18 protein-coding genes are annotated in these 17,784 nt (G+C 58.9%); 11 read left to right on the top strand and 7 right to left on the bottom strand.

The genetic code is table 11. The annotated features are described in order from the left end of the window. Nucleotides 1–2: 2 nt before the first annotated feature. Genes lpxA through lpxB form a run of 3 tightly spaced genes read left to right on the top strand, consistent with a single transcriptional unit; the run spans nt 3 to nt 2,768 of the window. Nucleotides 3–788 carry an acyl-ACP--UDP-N-acetylglucosamine O-acyltransferase gene (gene lpxA, locus VOI23_RS09755; RefSeq protein WP_323784570.1) on the top strand — a complete coding sequence of 262 codons (786 nt, stop codon included), beginning with the start codon at nt 3–5 and terminating at the stop codon, nt 786–788. 4 nt (nt 789–792) lie between these two features. Further along, entirely contained in the window at nt 793–1,599 is an 807-nt protein-coding gene (locus tag VOI23_RS09760) for an LpxI family protein (protein ID WP_323784571.1), read from the top strand. Beyond that, the gene (lpxB, locus tag VOI23_RS09765; protein WP_323784769.1) at nt 1,599–2,768 is read left to right on the top strand and encodes a lipid-A-disaccharide synthase; all 1,170 of its coding nucleotides are present in this window, start codon (nt 1,599–1,601) and stop codon (nt 2,766–2,768) included. The genes VOI23_RS09760 and lpxB overlap by 1 nt, the downstream gene beginning before the upstream one ends. A 40-nt stretch (nt 2,769–2,808) precedes the next feature. On the opposite strand, the gene VOI23_RS09770 is transcribed toward lpxB, so the two are convergent. Together VOI23_RS09770 and VOI23_RS09775 are read right to left on the bottom strand one after the other, a co-directional pair. Further along, nucleotides 2,809–3,435: a thiamine phosphate synthase gene (locus VOI23_RS09770; protein WP_323784572.1), complete on the bottom strand. Its 627-nt coding sequence runs from the start codon at nt 3,433–3,435 to the stop codon at nt 2,809–2,811. Nucleotides 3,436–3,572: 137 nt separating this feature from the next. Beyond that, complete coding sequence (locus tag VOI23_RS09775; protein ID WP_323784574.1) at nt 3,573–3,767, bottom strand: hypothetical protein; 195 nt, start codon at nt 3,765–3,767, stop codon at nt 3,573–3,575. A 176-nt stretch (nt 3,768–3,943) separates the two neighbouring features. On the opposite strand from VOI23_RS09775, the gene VOI23_RS09780 reads away from it, so the two are divergent. The 4 genes from VOI23_RS09780 (at nt 3,944) to VOI23_RS09795 (ending at nt 7,913) form a co-directional block, all read left to right on the top strand. Continuing rightward, nucleotides 3,944–4,690, top strand: coding sequence for an RNA methyltransferase (locus tag VOI23_RS09780; protein ID WP_323784770.1), 747 nt, complete (start codon nt 3,944–3,946; stop codon nt 4,688–4,690). A 77-nt stretch (nt 4,691–4,767) separates the two neighbouring features. Beyond that, entirely contained in the window at nt 4,768–5,910 is a 1,143-nt protein-coding gene (gene ctaA / locus VOI23_RS09785; protein WP_323784575.1) for a heme A synthase, read from the top strand. A 1-nt stretch (nt 5,911) separates the two neighbouring features. Beyond that, nucleotides 5,912–7,387, top strand: a complete 1,476-nt coding sequence (locus VOI23_RS09790; RefSeq protein ID WP_323784576.1) for a carboxypeptidase M32 — start codon at nt 5,912–5,914, stop codon at nt 7,385–7,387. Between the two features lie 61 nt (nt 7,388–7,448). After that, nucleotides 7,449–7,913 carry an MAPEG family protein gene (locus VOI23_RS09795; protein WP_323784578.1) on the top strand — a complete coding sequence of 155 codons (465 nt, stop codon included), beginning with the start codon at nt 7,449–7,451 and terminating at the stop codon, nt 7,911–7,913. Nucleotides 7,914–7,954: 41 nt separating this feature from the next. Here VOI23_RS09795 and VOI23_RS09800 read toward each other — a convergent pair whose 3' ends face one another. Then, a complete protein-coding gene (locus VOI23_RS09800; protein ID WP_323784580.1) occupies nt 7,955–8,650 on the bottom strand; it encodes a hypothetical protein in 696 nt (231 codons plus the stop codon). Between the two features lie 131 nt (nt 8,651–8,781). Continuing rightward, nucleotides 8,782–11,538 (bottom strand): DNA gyrase subunit A, encoded by a 2,757-nt coding sequence (gene gyrA / locus VOI23_RS09805; protein ID WP_323784581.1) that lies wholly within the window; start codon nt 11,536–11,538, stop codon nt 8,782–8,784. Nucleotides 11,539–11,731: 193 nt separating this feature from the next. Here gyrA and VOI23_RS09810 point away from each other — a divergent pair, with 193 nt between their 5' ends. Further along, nucleotides 11,732–12,001 carry an usg protein gene (locus VOI23_RS09810; RefSeq protein ID WP_323784583.1) on the top strand — a complete coding sequence of 90 codons (270 nt, stop codon included), beginning with the start codon at nt 11,732–11,734 and terminating at the stop codon, nt 11,999–12,001. Nucleotides 12,002–12,053: 52 nt separating this feature from the next. On the opposite strand, the gene VOI23_RS09815 is transcribed toward VOI23_RS09810, so the two are convergent. Genes VOI23_RS09815 through VOI23_RS09825 form a run of 3 tightly spaced genes read right to left on the bottom strand, consistent with a single transcriptional unit; the run spans nt 12,054 to nt 15,042 of the window. Next, nucleotides 12,054–12,674, bottom strand: a complete 621-nt coding sequence (locus VOI23_RS09815; RefSeq protein ID WP_323784584.1) for a MarC family protein — start codon at nt 12,672–12,674, stop codon at nt 12,054–12,056. A gap of 46 nt (nt 12,675–12,720) precedes the next feature. Then, nucleotides 12,721–13,179: a DUF2267 domain-containing protein gene (locus VOI23_RS09820; RefSeq protein WP_323784586.1), complete on the bottom strand. Its 459-nt coding sequence runs from the start codon at nt 13,177–13,179 to the stop codon at nt 12,721–12,723. Nucleotides 13,180–13,188: 9 nt separating this feature from the next. Beyond that, a complete protein-coding gene (locus VOI23_RS09825) occupies nt 13,189–15,042 on the bottom strand; it encodes an ABC-F family ATP-binding cassette domain-containing protein (RefSeq protein ID WP_323784587.1) in 1,854 nt (617 codons plus the stop codon). Nucleotides 15,043–15,170: 128 nt separating this feature from the next. Between VOI23_RS09825 and VOI23_RS09830 the strand changes: the two genes are divergently transcribed. The 3 genes from VOI23_RS09830 to VOI23_RS09840 all read left to right on the top strand — a co-directional run bounded on the left by VOI23_RS09830 (nt 15,171) and on the right by VOI23_RS09840 (nt 17,746). Next, nucleotides 15,171–16,364, top strand: coding sequence for a multidrug effflux MFS transporter (locus tag VOI23_RS09830; protein WP_323784588.1), 1,194 nt, complete (start codon nt 15,171–15,173; stop codon nt 16,362–16,364). A 94-nt stretch (nt 16,365–16,458) separates the two neighbouring features. Further along, nucleotides 16,459–16,881 (top strand): nucleoside-diphosphate kinase, encoded by a 423-nt coding sequence (gene ndk / locus VOI23_RS09835; protein WP_323784590.1) that lies wholly within the window; start codon nt 16,459–16,461, stop codon nt 16,879–16,881. A gap of 112 nt (nt 16,882–16,993) precedes the next feature. Beyond that, on the top strand, nt 16,994–17,746 hold the full coding sequence (locus VOI23_RS09840; protein WP_323784591.1) for an SDR family oxidoreductase: 753 nt from the start codon (nt 16,994–16,996) through the stop codon (nt 17,744–17,746). Nucleotides 17,747–17,784 lie beyond the last annotated feature (38 nt).

A 17,784-nucleotide genomic window follows, 5' to 3' on the forward strand; every position in this document is an offset into this window, starting at 1 on the left:
GTATGGCTGCGCATATTCATCCTTCTGCCATCATTGAAACCGGAGCGCAGATTGGCGATGGTTGCACTGTCGGACCGTTTTGTATCGTGGGATCGGATGTGGTTCTGGAAGACAGGGTTATTCTGAAAAGCCATGTCGTAGTGACAGGACAGACACGGGTGGGCGAGGAAACTGTGATTTTCCCTTTTGCCTGCATCGGAGAAATTCCGCAGGATCTGAAATTCAAAGGTGAAACGTCACGGCTGGAGATTGGCAAGCGCAATCGGGTCCGTGAACATGTCACCATGAATCCCGGCACCGAGGGCGGTGGCGGTCTGACCAAGGTTGGCGATGACGGATTGTTCATGGCCGGATGCCACATTGCCCACGACGTGATCGTTGGCGACCGGGTGATCGTGGTGAACCAATCGGCGATTGCGGGGCATTGCCAGCTTGGGGACGATGTGATCATCGGTGGGTTGTCCGGTGTTCATCAATGGGTGCGGATCGGGCAGGGGGCCATCATCGGCGCGGTTACCATGGTGACGGCAGACGTCATTCCCTATGGTCTGGTTCAGGCTCCGCGTGGCGAACTGGACGGGCTGAATCTTGTTGGGTTGAAGCGCCGCGGCGTTCCGCGTGCCGAAATCAGTGCGCTTAGATCCGCGCTGAAGGCGCTGGCCGAAGGCGAGGGCGCCTTTCAGGACCGCGCACGCGCCTTAGGAGAAAACAACGACAGCGAATATGTTCGTCAGATCGTTGAATTCGTCACCGGGGCGAGTGACCGTTCGTTCCTGACCCCGCGCTGATCCGATGACCGGACGGCTGGCGATCCTTGCAGGGAACGGTGTGCTGCCGGTGGAAATCGCTGCGGCGTATCCCGACGCGGTGAAGGTCATCTTCAACGGTGTGCCGCATCAATTGCGCGGCAACCTTAGAACTCATGCGTTTGAAAAGCTGGGCGGCCTTTTCGAAGATCTTAGATCGCTTGGTGTTACCCGCGTTGTGATGGCCGGATCAATGACCCGGCCGCCATTGGATGCGACGGCTTTCGATCCCCTGATGATATCATTGGCTCCGCGTCTGTTATCGGCGATGCATGGCGGTGACGATGCGCTGTTAGGTTTGATCATAGAGATCATTGAGGAACAGGGGTTCGAGGTTCTGGGCGCGCATGAACTGGTCCCGGGACTGACCGCCAAAGAAGGGCTGTTAGCCGGTCGAGCGCCGACGCCGGAACTGATGGCCGATGCCGATCGTGGTGCCGATATCCTCAACGCCCTCGCTCCGGTGGATGTCGGGCAGGGCTGCGTGGTGGCGGGCGGATTATGCCTTGGCGTAGAAACCATCCAAGGCACAGATTTCATGTTGTGCATGGTGGCCAACACGCCCGACTCCTTGCGCCGTGGCGCGCCCGGCGTTTTCATAAAGGCGGCCAAGCGCGGCCAGGATCTGCGCGTCGACATGCCCGCAATCGGTCCCGCTACCGTTGCACAGGTGCAAAAAGCCGGATTGGCCGGGATTGTGGTCGAGGCCGGGCATGTATTGATCCTTGAGCGGGAAAAGACGTTGCAAGAGATCGAAAATGCAGGATTGTTCCTGATGGGGCGCGTGTTGTGATCCGGGTGTTTGTGATTGCGGGCGAAGCGTCGGGGGATAAGCTCGGCGCGGCGCTGATGGCGGGCCTGAAGGAGCTCACACAGGTAGAATTCATCGGTGTTGGCGGTCCCTTGATGCAGGCTCAGGGATTGGAAAGCCTGTTTCCAATGGACGAGCTGTCAGTGATGGGCATCGCCGAGGTATTGCCGAAATACCGTCACCTGATGCGGCGGATAAATCAGACGGCCAAGGCGGTGTTGCTGGCGAAGCCCGATGTTCTGATCACCATTGACAGCCCTGATTTTTGCCTGCGCGTGGCGCGGCGGGTCAAAGCGGCATCGCATATCAGAACTGTGCATTATGTCGCCCCGACCGTTTGGGCCTGGCGCGCCGGACGGGCCAAGAAAATGGCCAAGGTGATTGATCACGTGCTGGCACTGTTTCCGTTCGAGCCTCCGTTCATGCAGGCCGCCGGTATGGACTGCGATTTCGTTGGCCATCCCGTCGTGGCCGAACGTGTCGCATCCATGCAAGACGCAACTGATTTCCGGGCGAAGCAGGGCGTGGGCTCCGCGCCTCTGCTGCTGGTCCTGCCGGGCAGTCGACGCGGTGAGGTGTCAAGGTTGACCCCGGTTTTCGGCGAAGCATTGCAGCGGATCATGACGCACCGGCCTGATTTGCATGTGGTGATCCCGACCACTGGCAATGTAACCGACCTGGTACACGATGCGGTGGCAGATTGGCCGGTTGCGCCGCTGGTTTTGGACCCGCGCGGGATGGACCCCGAACTGTATAAGCGGCAAAAAGCGGCGGCTTTCGTTGCTGCCGACGCGGCGCTGGCGGCGTCGGGGACGGTGTCGCTGGAATTGGCGGCATGCGATACGCCAATGGTGATCGCCTATGATATGAACTGGATCAGCCGTCAGATCATTAGCCGGATGTTGAAGGTCGATACGGTGACTTTGGTCAATCTGGTCAGCGATACCCGCGTGGTGCCTGAATTCATTGGCAAGGACTGTCAGCCGGGCCCGATTGCTGACGCCGTGCTCAGCGTGCTGGACGCGCCCGGAACGCAACGCGCGGCGATGCGTCTGACGATGGAGCGGTTGGGCAAAGGCAGCGAAGCGCCGGGACTGCGCGCGGCGCGGGCCGTCTTAAAGGGACTGCCCGGCGTGCGGAGCGAAATCTGACGCCGATTTCCCAGTATTCCCCGCACTTGGAAACCCGTATTCAGCCTTGGACGAATTGCGCTTTAAGTTCTTCCAGTGCCTTGACCGCATTGTCCTGCGACCAGATTTCTTCGCCGATGCCAAAGAAATCGGTTAAAGGCGACAGGGTGCGGATTGCCTCGGGCGTCAGAGCGCCCTCAGCCACCACCGGCACTTCGATCACTTCCGACCACCATTTGAATAGTTCGGTTTCCGCGATGGTGCCATCGCCCAGATCGGTGGCGCTGACCGGACCGAAACTCACATAATCTGCCCCGGCTTCGCCTGCATTCATCCCGTCATGGCGCGATCCGCCACAGAAGGCGCCGACGATGGCGTCGTCGCCAAGGGTTTTTCGGGTCTTGCGGACCAGCCGCGACCCGTCGCTCAGATGCACGCCGTCCAGTCCCAGTCGTTCCACCATCAGAATATGGTTTTCGATCACCAGAGCCACGTCGCGCTCATGGGTCACCTCGCGCAGCGCGTCGGCAGCCCGTGCGATCCGGTCTTCGTCGCGGCTGGCCTGCACCAACCGCACACAGGCGATTTCATGCGCGTCCAAAACCGCTGCCAACTGGTTTGGAAAGCTCGACAATTCGAATTCAGACGGGGTGATCAGATAGATTTGCGGCTGCTCGATCTCGGCCATGGCGCGGTTCCTTCTGTGATCTTTCGCGCCGCTATACAGCGGAATTTACCGCTTGGCTACTTCGGAGGTAACGCGCGTGCATTGGCGATCGCTAAACCCATCAGCAAGGCGCGGCGATCATCATCTGCCACTCGGTCTTAATCGGCATCGACAAAGCCGCCCATTGGGCGGCCGGTGAAATTCATCGTCCGGACGCCATCGATGGTCAGCGCCAAAGAGTGCTGCGGTTTACCGACGCGAAACAGGCCGCCGAACATTCTCTTTTCGCTGATACCGCTTTCTTGGTCCAGATCGTCGCGCATCAGCTGTGGAAGACCCTTGTCATATGCCATCAGTCGTCCCCCCGTCATATGACGGCAGAATAGCCCCTTCGCGGCTCAGCACCAAGTTCCAGTGGCGTTTCGGGAAGGCGTGCAGATTTGGGTATTTTTTCCAAGATGTAGGGGCAGGGGTTGGATTGGTCCCGGCGGTGTTCTATCAGGCGGCGGTGGAGTATCCGGAGATGATCATGCCAAGCGAATTGCCGCAGCCTTCTATTGTTCTGGTGCGCCCGCAGATGGGCGAAAATATCGGTGGGGCGGCCCGGGCGATGTGGAACTTCGGTCTCGACCGGATGCGTATCGTGGAACCACGCGACGGGTGGCCAAATCCGCGCGCGGTGGCGATGGCCAGCGGCGCGGGCCGGTTGCTGGACGAAGCGGGACTATATGGATCGGTCGCCGAGGCGCTCGACGATTGTTCCTTTGTTTTTGCGACCACCGCGCGGGGACGGGGGCTGACCAAGCCGGTCTATAGCCCGGAAAAAGCTATGGAACTGGCACGACAAAAAATTTCCGCCGGGGAAAAGGTCGCCATCATGTTCGGCCCCGAACGGGCCGGTCTGGAAAACGAAGACGTGGCGCGCGCCAATGCAATCATCACGGTGCCGGTGAATCCAGAATTTTTCAGCCTGAATCTGGCGCAATGCGTGTTGCTGACCGCCTATGAATGGCGGCGGCAGTCGGTTGAGATCGAGCATGAGCGAGTTGAACTGGTCAAAACCGACTGGGCCAGCGCGATCGAGGTTGAAAAGCTGGCCGAACATTACGAAGACCGGCTGGGCGAGGCCGGGTTCTTCTTTCCCCCGGAAAAGGCCGAAAGCATGAAGGTCAACCTGCGCAACCTGTGGAGCCGGATGCGGATGACCCGCGCCGATGTACAGATGTTCCACGGTATCATGCGCCAAATGGTGCGGTGGAAAAACCGTCAGGACTGATTTTGCAGGGGGGCAGGGTGACGCACTTGCGCAGGCCCCGATCCGCACCATATCCTGCGCCGGAACCGGAGGGCAGAATGAGCCAGAAACGTAACATATTCGAAGAAGTTGGCAGCGAAAGCGTGGCCAAACCCGAACCCAGGTGCGGCATGATCGATGCCACCAAACGTGGGGCGCGGAAGGGCATCCGCGCTTGGCTGATGGTCTTGTTTGCGCTGGTCGTGACGATGATCGCGGTTGGCGGGCTGACCCGGTTGACCGACAGCGGGTTGTCGATCACCGAATGGAAGCCGATCACCGGGGCGCTGCCGCCGATGAGCACCGCCGATTGGCAGGCTGAGTTCGACAATTACAAGGCAATCCCTGAATTTCAGGTTCAGAACAAATGGATGGAACTGGCTGATTTCAAAGCGATCTATTGGTGGGAATGGGGCCATCGCCAGCTGGGCCGGGTGATCGGAATGGTCTGGGCGCTTGGCTTTTTCGGCTTCTTGATCGCGCGTCAGATCCCGGTGGGCTGGACGCAAAGATTGCTTCTGATCGGCGGACTGGGTGGATTGCAGGGTGCTGTCGGTTGGTGGATGGTCAGTTCCGGCTTGTCCGGTTCGATGCTGGATGTGGCGAGCTACCGGTTGGCAACCCATCTGGGATTGGCGTTCGTGATCTTGGGATTCATCGCCTGGTACGTGTTTCAGTTGGGCCGGGAAGAGCGGGATCTGATGCAGGCGCGCCGCTCGAAGGAAACGAAATTGTTTTCTCTGTCGACCGGTTGGCTGCATTTCGCTTTCCTGCAAATCCTGATCGGTGCGCTGGTCGCGGGTATCGATGCCGGGCGCAGCTACACCGATTGGCCATTGATGGGCGGACAGTTCATTCCGCCCGATCCGCTGATGATCGACCCCATGTGGAAAAACTTCTTTGAAAACCCCGGGCTGGTGCAATTCATCCATCGCTGTGTCGGGTATCTGTTATTCGCATTTGGCATCATGGTGTTTCTGCGCGGGCGTAGATCGGCCCATGCAAGGACACGTGCCGCCTATACCGCTGCCTTCGTCGCGCTTTGTGCGCAGGTGGCTTTGGGGATTTATACCGTTATGACCGGCGCTCTGTGGCAGGTGGCTATCGTGCATCAGGTCGGGGCGATACTGGTATGGGTTCTGGTGCTGCGCGCCCGGTTCCTGAGCGGCTACCCGGTAGTCGATACGATCCGGAGGAACTGAGATGAGTGCATATGATAATCTGATGGCGTTCCAGCGCGATACCTCGGCGCTGGCACAGGTGGCGGGCCGCTTGGGCTGGGATCAGGAAACCATGATGCCGCGCGGGGCCGTCGATCAGCGGTCCGAAGAATTGGCGGCGATGGAAAAAGTGCTGCATGCGCGGCGCACCGATCCAAAGATGGCCGATTGGCTGGCAGAGATCGATGACCGGGCGCTGGATCAGGTCGGGCAGGCGCAAATGCGTCATATCCGCAAATCTTATGCCCGTGCGATGCGAGTCCCCGCCGATCTGGCGGTCGAAATCGCCAAGGTCACCAGCAAAGCCCAGGGCCAATGGGCGCAGGCGCGGGCGGACGAAGATGTCGCCGCTTTCCTGCCGGTGCTGGAAAAGGTCGTGGGCCTGAAGCGCCGCGAGGGCGAGGCGCTGGCTGATGGCGGCGATGTCTATGACGCCATGATCGACGATTACGAGCCGGAAATGACCGCCGCCGAGCTGGAGGCGATGTTCGGTGCCATGCGACCGCGTCTGGTGGCACTGCGCGAAGCGGTGCTGGCAGCGGACGCTCCAAAGACACTCAACGGGCATTTCCCGGCCGACAAGCAGATGGCTTTGACCGCCAAGCTTGCCACGACATTTGGGTATGATCTGTCCCATGGACGCATCGACAAGGCGGTACATCCGTTCAGTTCCGGTTCGGGTCATGATGTTCGGATCACCACAAGAACGAGCGAACTTGACCCGTTCAACTGCCTCTACTCGACCATCCACGAGGTCGGCCATGCCTGTTACGAGCAGAATATCGACGACGCCTATCTGCTGACGCCGCTGGGCGGCGGCGTGTCGATGGGGGTGCATGAAAGCCAAAGCCGGATTTATGAAAATCAGCTGGGTCGATCGCGCGCTTTTACCGGTTGGCTTTATACCCAGATGACCGAAGCTTTCGGTGATTTCGGTATCGACAATGCAGAAGAATTCTATCGCAGCGTCAACCGGGTGCATGAAGGCTATATCCGGACCGAGGCCGATGAGGTGCAGTACAATCTGCACGTCATGCTGCGCTTTGATCTGGAACGGGCCCTGATGCAGGGCGATCTGGGGGTATTCGATCTCGAAGCTGCGTGGAACGATCGGTTCGAGGCCGATTTTGGCTACGCAGTGGATAAGCCTTCGAATGGGTGTTTGCAGGATGTTCATTGGTCGGTGGGGCTATTTGGCTATTTCCCGACATATAGCTTGGGCAATGTCTATGCTGGTTGTCTGTATCAGACGCTGCGGGCGGCGGTGCCGGGGCTGGACGGGCAATTGGTTGCGGGCGATCTGGCGCAGGCGACCGGGTGGCTGAAAGAAAACCTGCAGACCCATGGCGGCCTTTTTGAGCCAGCCGAAGTGGTGCAGCGGGCCAGCGGTATTGTGCCCAGCTCGGAGCCGTTGCTGACATATTTGGAAGACAAATTCGGCGGCTTATACGGTCTGTAGCGTCGGTTTTGGTTGTGTCGCAATACCGTGTTATCCTTCGGTCGGCATCGGAGGATAGCACGTGGACTATTTTAGCTCGGACAACCCGGTTTTCATAACATACGCCATTGCTTCGGCCCTGATGGTTCTCAAAATCATGGGGCAGGGATGGATGACTGTCTACCGCATGATGAAAAGCGACACTGGGCTGGTGAATCCCGAAGACCTGCGCAAGACACCGCTTAATCCCAATCCCCGCGCCGACCAGCTGGAACTCGACGATTACGTTGACCGGTCACGCCGGATGCACCGCAACGATCTGGAAAACATCCCCGGTTTCTGGATGGCGGGGGCGCTTTTCGTCATGGTTGGTCCGCCGCTATGGCTGGCGCAGGTGCTGATGTATGGGTTCGTCGGTGCGCGGGTGTTGCACGCGCTGGCCTATCTCACCAAACAAAATCATGAGGTCCGCGCCACCTTCTACACGATCGGATCTCTGATCGTGATCTACATGGCGCTGCACGCGGTGGTCGGTTTGGTCAGCTGAGCGTGCATCTGCATACCGCTTGGATGCAGCTTCGTGCGGCCCTAATACGACGGGAAGGCTGCGTACCAATCCCGCCGATTGAAACGCGCCCCGCGACCAAGCGCAACGCGCGCCCCGACGGTGATGACCGTATCGGTCCCATCAGTTTGCGCGACCCGCGCTTCGACTTCGAAATCGTCTCCGAAACGGCGGGCCAGTCCGAGGTAAACAGTATCCACTGTGGTTGCACCCAGATCGGCATAATGACCGCCACCGATCAGCGACCACTGATCGGTGCTGCCGAAAGCATAGCTGAGATCGAGACCGGCCAGTTCTCCGTGAGGGCCTGCCAGAATCGGATCCTGAAATGCGACATAGCCCTCGGCGCGAAATGGGCCGGTGTCATAGGCCATTTCCAGCCCTTCAATCGTGTAGCTGGTGCCAAGCCGGTCTTCGCCCGATATGAACAGACCCAGATCGACCTTTTCTGACGGTTGCCAGAGCAGGTGCAGGGCAAGAAATGGAGAGGTGGAATTCACCGCCTCGTATTTGCTCATCCCAAGATCAATCTGGAAATCGAACTTACCGTCGAAATCTGACGCGAACGATCCTTCAACGCGTTTGAAAAACGTGCCTGTGGTTGTGTTTCGGGAAATGCCAAGTTCAAGTTCCCCTGAAAAAAGATCCTGAGCGTGGGCGGTTAATAGTGCGGCGGATGTGAAAATGGTTGCCGCAGCAAGGAAGAAAAACTTGCGCATTTGATTTCCAATCGCGTTGTTGCCGAACAAAAAAGAGGATGGGCTAATAATAGCCCATCCCCCGGAGAAATTGAAAAAAATGGTGGAAACCTGACAGTGTTTCCCGAGAGAAAACCGAATTTGAGCGGTTTTTAGCCGTCTTGTGCCTCACTGTCCTCGACGTCATCAGCTTCGTCCTGTTCAACGATCCGGGCGACGGACACGACCATTTCACCCTTGCCGGTGTTGAAAACTTTCACGCCTCCAGCGGATCGCGAGCGGAAGGAAATACCGTCCACGGGCACCCGGATTGATTGACCCTTGGAGGTGGCCAGCATGATCTGATCGTCAAGTTCGACCGGGAAAGAGGCCACGATATCGCCGCCACGCATCGCTTTGTCCATTGCCTGAACCCCCATGCCGCCACGCCCGCGCACGGGGTAATCATGGCTGGATGACAGTTTACCCGCGCCGCCCGTTGTGATTGTCAGCAGCAAGTTTTCGGCGGCGGACATTTCGGCGTAGCGTTCTTGGCTCAACTCGCCCGGTGCTACCTCGTCATCGTCTTCGATTTCAGCATCATCGGCAAGACCCGCCATTGCACGGCGCATCTTGAGATAGGCCGCACGCTCGTCCGCTTCGGCCTTGAAATGGCGGATGACGGACATCGAAACGACCTCGTCATCGCCTTGCAGGCGGATGCCGCGTACACCGACCGAGTTGCGGCTGTTGAAGACACGCACTTCGGTGGTGGGGAAGCGGATGGCGCGGCCCGAATTGGTGACCAGCATCACATCATCGTCTTCAGAACAGATGCGCGCGTTGATCAGTCGGGTATTGGCATTATCGTCTTCGAATTTCATCGCAATCTTGCCGTTGCGCATGACGTTGGTGAAATCGGACAGCCGGTTGCGCCGGACACTGCCCGCAGAGGTGGCGAAGACGATTTGCAGGTCGGCCCATTCTTCTTCATCGCGGTCGACCGGCATGATCGCAGCAATCGAAACGCCCGAGGGTATCGGCAGGATATTGACGATCGCCTTGCCTTTGGAGGTGCGCCCCCCCTGTGGCAGGCGCCAGGTCTTCAACTTGTAGGCCATGCCGTCGGTGGTGAAGAACAAAAGCTGGGTATGAGTATTGGCCACGAAGAGAGTGGTAACCACGTCCTCTTCCTTGGTCTGCATCCCCGACAATCCCTTACCGCCGCGTCGCTGGGCGCGGAAGTCGGCCAAAGGTGTGCGTTTGATATAACCGCCGGAGGTGACCGTTACGACCATGTCTTCTCGTTCGATCAGGTCTTCGTCTTCCATGTCGCCCGACCAGTCGACGATTTCTGTCCGGCGCGGCACGGCGAACTGGTCTTTCACTTCGGCCAGTTCGTCCGAAATGATCGACATGATCCGTTCGCGCGATGCCAGGATTTCCAGGCATTCGCGAATTTTCTCGGCCAGGGCCTGCAATTCGTCGGTGACTTCCTTGACCCCGATTTGGGTCAAGCGCTGCAACCGCAGTTCCAGAATGGCGCGGGCCTGGGTTTCGGACAGGTTATAGGTCCCGTCCTCGTTCATCTTATGGGTCGGATCGTCGATCAGCTGAATATATTCGGCGATGCTGCCAGCGGGCCAGCGCCGTGTCATCAGCTTTTCGCGCGCTTCCGCCGCGTCGGCCGAAGACCGGATGGTTGCGACGACTTCGTCGACATTGGTAACTGCGACGGCCAGACCGCAAAGAACATGACTGCGTTCGCGCGCCTTGCGCAACTCAAAGGCGGTGCGCCGCGCCACCACGTCTTCGCGGAAATCGATGAAGCTGGTCAGGAAGCGGCGCAGGGTCAGTGTTTCTGGCCGGCCACCGTTCAGCGCCAGCATGTTACAGCCGAAATAGGTCTGCATCGGGGTGAAGCGGAACAACTGGTTCAACACCACTTCGGGCGTTGCATCCCGTTTCAGTTCGACCACCACCCGGACGCCGTTGCGGTCGGATTCGTCCTGCACATGTGCAATGCCTTCGATCTTCTTGTCGCGCACCTGTTCGGCGATTTTTTCAATCATTGAGGCCTTGTTCACCTGATAGGGAATCTCGTCGAGGACGATCGCATAGCGATCTCGACGGATTTCCTCGATCCGGGTCTTGGCACGGATGATAACGCTGCCGCGGCCTTCCAGATACGCTTTGCGGGCGCCAGAGCGGCCGAGCATGATACCGCCGGTCGGGAAGTCGGGGCCCGGCACATATTCGATCAGCTCTTCGCTGCTGAGATCGGGCTGCACGATCAGTGCCTGACAAGCGTCGATCACTTCGCCCAGATTATGCGGTGGGATATTGGTCGCCATACCGACAGCAATACCGCCGGCACCATTGACCAGCATGTTGGGAAAACGTGCGGGCAGTACGGTGGGTTCGCGGTCCTTGCCATCGTAGTTGTCCTGGAAATCGACGGTTTCCTTGTCGATGTCGTTGAGCAAGAACGCCGCTGGCTTGTCCATGCGGACTTCGGTGTAACGCATGGCCGCCGCGTTATCGCCATCCATCGACCCGAAGTTGCCCTGACCGTCCAACAGCGGCAGCGACATCGAGAAATCCTGCGCCATCCGAACCAACGCGTCATAGATCGCGCTGTCGCCATGCGGGTGGTATTTACCCATCACATCACCGACCGGGCGGGCCGATTTGCGGTAGGGTTTGTCGTGGCTGTTATTGGTTTCATGCATGGCGTAAAGGATCCGCCGGTGCACCGGTTTCAGCCCGTCACGCAGATCGGGAATTGCGCGGGAGACGATCACACTCATCGCATAGTCGAGATAGGACGACTTCATCTCATCCGTGATCGACACGCTTGGCCCATCGTAAACCGGACGCTCTGGTGTGTTTTTGTCTTCGTTTTCAGGGGCTTCTGGCGTATCGCTCACTTGGGTAAACCGCTCTGTCTGTTTGTCTATATTTTGTTACACAAGGTATATCAGAGCCATCATATTGGGTGCAATGGTGCGATGCATCTGTATCTGGCAGCCGAGGGTATCACCTGCTAACATATTGTTTTTGTTGACCATTAAATTGAGGGTGGCATCCTATTTGCAGCGAGCAAAAAAAAGGAGACCCAAAATGGAGACATCCGAAACCGAACTGATGCTCAAAGGCTATGGCCTGACCACGGCCGAATTCTTCTATCATATGCCCGATTACGTTCATGTGCTGAACAGTTTCATCTGGCAGGAATACGACCTAGCGCCGGATCATCCGAAACTGTTCAACTTCATCGAATTCTGGCAGCGTGAAATCGACGGACCGCTGCATTCGGTGCGGTTCACTCATCGCAAGATGATCTCGCCCGGTGAATGGCGCAATGTGGTGGGCGAGTTTCACCTGCACTAAACGAAATCCGTGACAGATTTCGCTACGTTTTTCTGTCTGGAAAGCGTCTGGCTCAACCGGCGAAGCTAAACGCCTTGAGCCCATCGAGTACGAATTGCACCGACAGGGCGGCCAGCAGCATGCCCAACAAACGGGTCACCACGTTGATCCCGGTCTTGCCAAGTGCGCGCTCCAACAGGCTGCTGGACATGAACAGCACCAGCGCAATCAGCAGCACCGCCAGCATGATACCCAGCACCATCGCAAAGCCAAAGATACCGGTCTGTTGACCGGCCAGTAGGATGATCGTGGCGATTGATCCTGGTCCTGCGATCAGTGGCATCGCCAGCGGAAAAACCGATGGGTCGTCGCTATGGTCTTCTTCTTCCGCCTGATCTTCGCGCCGTTTTGTGCGGCGCTGAAACAACATGTCGAGCGCGGTCAGGAATAGAAGAATTCCCCCCGCGATGCGGAAGGCGGGCATGGATATGCCCACAAATCCCAGAACCGCCTCGCCGAACAGTGCGAACAGGCTGAGCAGCAAGCCGGCCAGCAGGCAGGCGCGCAGCGCGATCTTGCGCCGTTTGGCGGGAGCCATGCCCTGCGTCAGGGCGACAAAGATCGGGGTCAACCCGATCGGGTCCATGATCACGAACAGCGTGACGAAACCGGTGATGAGAAATGCAGTGTCCATGTCGTGATCGGTATCGCGGAACCAGTGATGGACGCAAGGCCCGGGTTCAGACGATCCGCGGCCCCAATGTGGCGGAATCGGTCGAAGGCGTGTCCCAGAAATCGCGGGCAAATGGCGGCAGCCGGTCCAGAACCCGTTCCAGATCACCACGCTGTATTGATTTTCGTAGCGCGATGGCTGTCGCTTCGACACAGTTGTCGGGCGTCAGGTTGTGGTTGGGGCGCAGCGCTATGGCCTCGGCGGTCCAGTCGGCGCGGGTTCCGGCATCGACCGGTTTTGCGGTCAGGTGCCAGTCGGCGACAAAGATTGCGCGGGGAACGGTAGGCAGGATTTGGGCGAAATCAATCGCTTGTTGCGGCGTCAATCTGCGGCGGAACGCCTGTAACACGCCCTGTATCGCGGTATAGGCCAGATTGTCGGTTTCCAATCCCATTTCATCGCGCGCATCATCCAGAAAACCCCGCCATTCACGGCTGGCATGACGATAGGTCCACGGCATCGGCATCGTTGGTTCCTAGGATTTTTCGGCTGTTTCCAGTTTCTCCAGCGCCTGCATCCACAATGCTTCGGCGCGCTCCAGACCGTTCATGACTTCGGCATATTTTTTCTGCAGAACGACGGCTTCGCCTTTACGCTCTTCATACAAAGACCGGTCGGCCAGTTTGGTGGCCAACCTGTCGCGCATGTCGTTCAGCTTCTCGATCCGTACCTCACATTTCCGCGCCTCGGCACGCAGCGCCAGAATGGCGTCGCGGCTGGCGCGTTTGGGGGCAGGGGCAGGTTTGTCCTTGGACTGTTTGCTGGGTTTGTCCGATTGCAAAAGCATCTTGCGATAGGCGTCCAGATCGTCCTCGTAGGGCGACACGGTGCCGTCTTTCACCAACCACAGCCGATCGGCAACCATCGACAGCAAATGCATGTCGTGGCTGACCAGAATGACCGCGCCGGAATAGGCGGTCAGCGCTTCGACCAGCGCTTCGCGGCTTTCGATATCAAGGTGGTTGGTCGGTTCGTCGAGGATCAAAAGATGCGGCGCGGGCAGGGTGGCCAGAAGCAGTGATAAACGTGCTTTTTGACCGCCGGACAAGCGCCCTACCTGAGTTTCCACCTGCGCGGCCATCAGGCCGAACCCCGCCAGTTTGGCGCGCAGCTTGGCCTGCATCTGCCCGGGCAGTTCGCGTTGCAGGTGCTGCAGCGGGGTTTCATCGACACGCAATTCATCGACCTGATGCTGGGCAAAAAAACCGATACGCAGTTTCGAGGACCGGTTGATTTTGCCCCCCATCGGGGTCAGCCTGTCCGACAGCATCTTGGCCAGCGTAGACTTGCCCTGACCGTTCTTGCCCAAGAGCGCGATCCGGTCGTCCTGATCGATACGCAGATCTAGCCGTTTCAGCACCGCTGTGCCGTCATATCCGACCGACACATCTTCGGTGGAAATGATCGGAGGCGACAAGGTTTCTGGTTCGGGAAAGGTGAAAACGGTCCGTGCGGCGTCTTCGGGCGCGCGGATGGTTTCCATCTTTTCCAGCATCTTGACGCGCGATTGCGCCTGTTTGGCCTTGCTGGCCTTGGCCTTGAACCGGTCGACAAAGCTTTGTAAATGAGCGCGTTGCAGGTCTTGCTTTTTGGCAGCGGCGGCCTGAACGGCGCGCTGCGCGGTGCGCTGACGCACGAATTGGTCATATGGGCCGGTGTAATAAGTCAGTTGCCGGTTATCCAAATGCAAAATCGCCCCGACCGCGCGGTTCAGCAAATCCCGGTCATGGCTGATGATCAGCACGGTATGGGGATATTTGGCGATATAGGCTTCGAGCCAGAGCGCGCCTTCCAGATCGAGATAGTTGGTCGGTTCGTCAAGCAGCAGATAATCGGGCTGGGCAAACAGCACCGCGGCCAACGCCACCCGCATCCGCCAGCCCCCCGAAAAGGCCGAACAAGGCATTTGCTGTTCGTCACTGTCAAAGCCCAGACCCTTGAGGATGGACGAGGCGCGCGCTTCGGCGCTCCAGGCGTCGATATCGGCCAGACGGGTCTGGATGTCGGCAATCCTTGCGGGATCTTGGGCTTGTTCGGCCTCGCTCAGCAGTGCCGCGCGTTCGGTGTCGGCAGCCAGAACCGTGTCGATCAGCGACACTTCGTTGCCGGGTACTTCCTGCGCGACGCCACCGATCTTGGCGCGCGATGGCAACGATATGGACCCGCCGTCGAGATGCAATTCACCCCTGATCAGCTTGAACAAAGTGGTTTTCCCGGCACCGTTCCGGCCGATCAACCCGACCTTGTGGCCCGTGGGAATGGTCGCCGAGGCCCCTTCGAACAGGGGGCGGCCTTCTATCGAATAGGTGAGGTCATCAATGCGCAACATGGGCGCGGAGTGCCAGAGGGTGTGGGGGCTGTCAATCGCTTGCAGATATTTCCTGCGCCTTGCATGTCTGCGATCAGGGGCGTAATCTGAACCGATTAACCTGTTAATAAAAAATCAACGGAAACTCCATGCAATCCGCTCGCGGTAAACCGCGTCTGCTGACGCTGATCCTGCTGACATCGCTTGCCGTGATGTCACTTAATATGTTTCTGCCGTCACTCAGCCGGATTGCAGCGGAATTCGGGGCTGATTATTCAATCGCGTCGCTTTCGATCGGCGGGTACCTGGCGGTATCGGCGCTGTTGCAACTGGTAATGGGGCCGGTCTCCGACATGGTTGGGCGCAGACCGGTTATCCTGACCGGTCTGGCGGTATTTTCGCTTGCGTCTATCGGATGCGCCCTGGCGGACACGATCTGGGTTTTTCTAGGCTTCCGGCTGCTGCAAGGGGCGGTCGTATCGGGCATGGTTCTGTCCCGTGCAGTCATCCGGGACGTCGCCGCACCCTCCGAGGCCGCGCGATTGCTGGCCGTCGTTGGATCGGCCATGGCGCTGGCACCTCTTCTGGCCCCGGTGCTGGGGGGCGTGCTGGATGAATTCTTTGGCTGGCGGTCGGATTTCTGGGTCTTTGCTGTCTGCGGCGCGGCGCTTTTCATCTTGTGCTGGATCGATCTGGGCGAAACCAATTTGACGCGGCAGAACAGTTTCCGCGCTCAGTTTCGCAGCTACCCTGAATTGCTGCGCTCGGTATCCTTCTGGGCCTATTGCGCCTGTCTGATTTTTTCCGTTGGCGGTTTTTACGCCTATTTGGCCGGTGCACCGCAAGTCGGTGAACGGGCCTTTGATCTGAGCCCGAGCGCCTTGGGATTGATGATGGGAGCGACGGCGGCGGGGTTCATGGCTGGCAATGTGATTTCGACGCGGATCGGGGCGCGGGTCGGTATGATGGCCCTGATCATCGCCGGGCGATGGGTATCGTTGATTGGCACAGTGGCAGCGATGGCGCTGCTGGCATTCGGACTGTTTCATCCCGCAGTCCTGTTTGGCGGAGCGGTGATGCTGGGTCTGGGCAACGGGCTGACCCTGCCGGGGGCCAATGTCGGTGTGATGTCGGTGCAGCCGCGTTTGGCTGGCGGCGCGTCGGGACTTTCGGGGGCGTTGACGGTGGCCATTGGCGCGGTGTTGACGCCTTTGGTTAGTGCCTTGGTCACCGGGCCTATGGGGGTCTATGTCTTGCTGGGCGCAATGGCATTGGCAAGCCTGGCCGGTGTGATCGCCGCTTATGTCATTCAAGCCTTGGAAAGAAGGCTGCAACCGGCGTGATTGCGGCTTTTCAAACCGTAGTGCGCATGATAGCAGGGCGGCGATTTCCATACGGTCGGGCAGGGGCCCGGCCCCGGTAACCGAGGACAATATCATGGCCATTCAACGCACCTTTAGCATCATCAAGCCCGACGCCACCAAGCGCAACCTGACTGGCGCCATCAACGCCAAGCTGGAAGCGGCTGGCCTGCGTATTGTTGCGCAGAAACGTATTCACCTGAGCAAGGCACAGGCTGGCGTGTTCTATGCCGTGCATGCTGAACGTCCCTTCTATGACGAACTGTGCGAATTCATGGCGTCCGAGCCGATCGTTGTGCAGGTTCTGGAAGGCGAAGACGCCATTGCCAAGAACCGCGAAGTGATGGGCGCCACCAACCCGGCCGAAGCCGAAGAAGGCACCATCCGCAAGGAATTCGCCCTGTCGATCGGCGAAAACTCGGTCCACGGGTCGGACGCGGAAGAAACCGCTGCGGTTGAGATCGCCTATTTCTTCTCGGGTCTGGAACTGGTCGGCTAAGCCACCCGTCCCGAACGGATGAACATGGGGCCGCTTTCTTCGGAAAGCGGCCCTTTTCGTTTTGCCAGCGCCGGTGCGGTTGGATAGCCTGCGCCGCAAAGGGAGAACGAACATGGAAAAAACCGCCATCGTGACGGGCGCGGCCCGGGGAATCGGACTGGCCACGGCGAAACAGTTTCTGGACATGGGTTGGTCGGTGGCCCTGGTGGACCGCGACCGGGAAGAACTGGACCGGGCGATGGCACCGCTGGGGGAAAGGGCGCTGGCCTTGCCCTATGACATTTCCGATCCCGAACAGGTTGCGGGAATCATGGCAGATACGTTGACCGCGTTTGGGCGGATCGACGCGCTGGTCAATAATGCGGGAGTGGCCGAGTTCGGCCCGATCGAGGATTGCGATTTCGCCATGTGGCGGCGGGTGATGGCGACCAATCTCGACGGCACCTTCCTGTGTACCCAAGCGGCCACCCCGGCGTTGAAGGAAAGCAAGGGCGCGATCGTCAATATCGGGTCGATCTCCGGCTTGCGCGCCTCGACCCTGCGGGTGGCCTATGGCACCTCGAAGGCAGCGGTAATCCAGCTGACCAAGCAGCAGGCGGCGGAACTGGGCGAATACGGCATCCGCGCCAATTGCGTTTGTCCCGGCCCGGTGCGGACCAAGCTGGCGATGGCGGTACATACACAGGAGATCATCGATGCCTACCACGACGCGATCCCGCTCAACCGCTATGGCAGCGAGGATGAGATCGCCAATGTGATTGTGTTCTTATGCTCTGACAAGGCCAGCTATGTTACCGGTCAGGTGATTGCCTCGGATGGCGGGTTCGACAGCACCGGGGTGGGGCTGCCCGCTTTGCGGCCATGACGGGACGTGCGCGGTCTTTGCTTTGATGGGCAAAGGCC

Source organism: Thalassovita sp. (assembly GCF_034670005.1).
Classification (GTDB): domain Bacteria; phylum Pseudomonadota; class Alphaproteobacteria; order Rhodobacterales; family Rhodobacteraceae; genus Thalassobius.

Excerpts from the sequence above, each read along its gene's own strand:
- VOI23_RS09820 (WP_323784586.1), bottom strand. The coding sequence starts at position 13,179 with ATGCCGATGCCGTGGACCTATCGTCATGCCAGCCGTGAATGGCGGGGT.
- lpxA (WP_323784570.1), top strand. The coding sequence starts at position 3 with ATGGCTGCGCATATTCATCCTTCTGCCATCATTGAAACCGGAGCGCAG.
- VOI23_RS09825 (WP_323784587.1), bottom strand. The coding sequence starts at position 15,042 with ATGTTGCGCATTGATGACCTCACCTATTCGATAGAAGGCCGCCCCCTG.
- VOI23_RS09780 (WP_323784770.1), top strand. The coding sequence starts at position 3,944 with ATGCCAAGCGAATTGCCGCAGCCTTCTATTGTTCTGGTGCGCCCGCAG.
- VOI23_RS09760 (WP_323784571.1), top strand. The coding sequence starts at position 793 with ATGACCGGACGGCTGGCGATCCTTGCAGGGAACGGTGTGCTGCCGGTG.
- VOI23_RS09815 (WP_323784584.1), bottom strand. The coding sequence starts at position 12,674 with ATGGACACTGCATTTCTCATCACCGGTTTCGTCACGCTGTTCGTGATC.
- VOI23_RS09840 (WP_323784591.1), top strand. The coding sequence starts at position 16,994 with ATGGAAAAAACCGCCATCGTGACGGGCGCGGCCCGGGGAATCGGACTG.
- VOI23_RS09770 (WP_323784572.1), bottom strand. The coding sequence starts at position 3,435 with ATGGCCGAGATCGAGCAGCCGCAAATCTATCTGATCACCCCGTCTGAA.
- VOI23_RS09775 (WP_323784574.1), bottom strand. The coding sequence starts at position 3,767 with ATGGCATATGACAAGGGTCTTCCACAGCTGATGCGCGACGATCTGGAC.
- VOI23_RS09830 (WP_323784588.1), top strand. The coding sequence starts at position 15,171 with ATGCAATCCGCTCGCGGTAAACCGCGTCTGCTGACGCTGATCCTGCTG.
- VOI23_RS09810 (WP_323784583.1), top strand. The coding sequence starts at position 11,732 with ATGGAGACATCCGAAACCGAACTGATGCTCAAAGGCTATGGCCTGACC.
- ndk (WP_323784590.1), top strand. The coding sequence starts at position 16,459 with ATGGCCATTCAACGCACCTTTAGCATCATCAAGCCCGACGCCACCAAG.
- VOI23_RS09800 (WP_323784580.1), bottom strand. The coding sequence starts at position 8,650 with ATGCGCAAGTTTTTCTTCCTTGCTGCGGCAACCATTTTCACATCCGCC.
- VOI23_RS09790 (WP_323784576.1), top strand. The coding sequence starts at position 5,912 with ATGAGTGCATATGATAATCTGATGGCGTTCCAGCGCGATACCTCGGCG.
- ctaA (WP_323784575.1), top strand. The coding sequence starts at position 4,768 with ATGAGCCAGAAACGTAACATATTCGAAGAAGTTGGCAGCGAAAGCGTG.